The 2,262-nt window shown below is 54.6% G+C and carries 4 protein-coding genes; all 4 read left to right on the top strand.

Features of this window, described 5'->3' with window-relative positions:
- The first annotated feature begins 178 nt into the window (after nt 1-178).
- The 4 genes from AC27E8_RS08780 to AC27E8_RS08765 all read left to right on the top strand — a co-directional run bounded on the left by AC27E8_RS08780 (nt 179) and on the right by AC27E8_RS08765 (nt 1,949).
- Nucleotides 179-412: a hypothetical protein gene (locus AC27E8_RS08780; protein ID WP_487097479.1), complete on the top strand. Its 234-nt coding sequence runs from the start codon at nt 179-181 to the stop codon at nt 410-412.
- 7 nt (nt 413-419) lie between these two features.
- Nucleotides 420-836, top strand: coding sequence for a hypothetical protein (locus tag AC27E8_RS08775; RefSeq protein ID WP_487097481.1), 417 nt, complete (start codon nt 420-422; stop codon nt 834-836).
- Nucleotides 837-862: 26 nt separating this feature from the next.
- The gene (locus tag AC27E8_RS08770) at nt 863-1,021 is read left to right on the top strand and encodes a hypothetical protein (RefSeq protein WP_487097482.1); all 159 of its coding nucleotides are present in this window, start codon (nt 863-865) and stop codon (nt 1,019-1,021) included.
- A gap of 769 nt (nt 1,022-1,790) precedes the next feature.
- Nucleotides 1,791-1,949, top strand: a complete 159-nt coding sequence (locus AC27E8_RS08765; RefSeq protein WP_487097484.1) for a hypothetical protein — start codon at nt 1,791-1,793, stop codon at nt 1,947-1,949.
- The last annotated feature ends 313 nt before the right edge of the window (nt 1,950-2,262 follow it).

Here is a 2,262-nt window from a genome sequence, read left to right as displayed (position 1 = left end):
GTGAAGTGGATCCCGTTGAGATTGTCGAAATCGCGGACGGCATAACAGAGATTCGAGTATTGGAGAGTTGTGAGTGAAGATCATCAATCTAACACCACACGAGCTCGCATTCATCTCTGACGACGGCACCGTGGTGGCGAGGATCCAGCCATCAGGATCCGTGGCGCGTGTGACAAGCGTGAGTAAGAAAGTTGGTGAGATTGACGGGATTCCGGTCTTCAGCACGGAGTTCGGAGAAGCTGCGGGCCTGCCGGATCCAACTGACAACACCGTCTACGTCACGTCAACGATAGTTGCGCAGGCCGCGGCGCGGGCAGGGCGGACGGACGTATACAGTCCAGCGGAGCTCGTGCGGGATGGAAACGGTACAGTGATTGGGTGCAGGGGATTGCAGATTCCGATGGGTTGGTGAATTGCAAATGAACATTGAAGTCCTCGCATCTGCTGCCGAACGCGCTGTGCTTCGCTTCGAGAGTGGCGACGAGGCGGCAAGGATTCCAACAGTGTTATACGGTCTGCGGCTGTTAAGTTCAGAGGAGGCTTTAGAACGACTTAATCCATATGCGGCATATCAGGCCTCGATGGATATCTGTGATTTGATTGCAGGCATGACGCCGCGGCAGTTTGCACAGATGTTTCCGATCCAAAAGGTGTACGACGGCTCGCGGCGCGGTCTGAAGGACTATTTCTCGACCATTGAAATGATCGAACGTCGCGGATGGGACACGCCCATCGAAAATGCAGTGGATTTCTTGTGGGAATACAAGAACGACCACGTCACAAATTTCATCGTTAACACGTTGATTTGGGCAGGTCTCATTCGAGAGAGCGCATAGCGTTTCGGACCGGTGGTGAGTGTGGCGTGACTGCAATCGTGGCGCAGTTGTTGGGGAGCGCACTTATCGGAACAGGTACGGGATTTATTGGGCATGTCATTATGCACCGTGAATCTGGTGTTGGCTATGTGTTGTTGGGGTTGCTTTTCTTTGGCGCTGGTTGTTTGGTGGAGTTGCTGGCGTAAGGCACGGCAAACATCGGTTCGCGCAGGGCTTTGCAAGATTAGCAAGATAGTGAACTCGCCCTTGCGCCCTGGGCCGAATATCTTCGACCCATGGTGGAGGGGCGAAACCTAAGCCTCTCTATCGGGTGTCTGACGACGCCCGCAAGAGTGACAGCAGGGACGCCGAGCGCGCGTTCCCGGCACGAGCGTATCGCCGACTCAACAGCACGACATGAACACGCATGAGGCGATGTGCCGTGTCAGAGCGAACCTTGGCAATTGAATAATCTCAGAACCCTTTTCTCCGCCGCCGTGCCCGGCGCGCGAGCTGCAACCATTACGCGCCCGATGCGCGCTGTTGTCCCAAGCAGTTCGTGCGCTGCGCCGGGCGGCGGAGGCACCGCCCGACCGTGGCGTTCGGCAGGCGCAAATCAATTACGGAACACGGCAAAAGCGAGTGTTCCGCACTTCAGACGCGTTCCGCGCCTGCCGGAATTCCACTGGTGAGATCCCGTCGTCCAAGCCCTTTGGTGTGCTATGTGGCGAGGTGAGGCGAGCTCTTTACGGGGATGATTTCGAGAGACAGGATTCATACGCATTTCGACGAATAACGGGTGGTGAGAGCATCACTTCATGTGCACATGATTGGCGTTGGGATCCGCGGCCGGATCTCGTCAGTGACCACAGATTGTGGGAAGTCCTACTGACTCAGGTCGTGAGTGATGACACGCTGGGTTGGACGCTAAATGCTTCCCGATGTGGCGGCGCCACATTGAGATGGGAAAACGGTATGTACCATATCGTGCCGATCATCGACCCGAGGCTCGGGTTCGACAGCGAAGAAGATTGGCTTGAATTCCGAGAGAAGTGGCTGCTGCCGATGAAGGTGGAGATCACCCAAGCCCTTAAGCGCCTAGCCCAGGCCACCAGATTGGAGGATGCATCATGAGACGTGATCCGAGCAACAGACGCTATGATCCGGGGTTGCTCCTAAGTTGCTCCTATCTGCAAAATCCCGAGAAGCCTTGTGCCACAAGGGATCTCGGGGTGTGATCCGAGTGATCCGGGGTCGAAAACACGTCTCTATAAAAATTGCTGCTTCGATTCGTTTCGATACCATTTACAAACAATATAATCCATATTAATCCACAGACTAACAACAGTAACTATCTGTAAACGAATCGAAGCACTCACTTTCTCACAACCGCAAATTTGACTAGGATCACTCGGATCATACCCTAGAATCCCTTACGGCACAAGCG

Source organism: Alicyclobacillus sp. CIJ1 (assembly GCF_057538885.1).
Note: the sequence above shows the minus strand (reverse complement) of the source record. Positions and strands in the feature narration are given on the sequence as shown.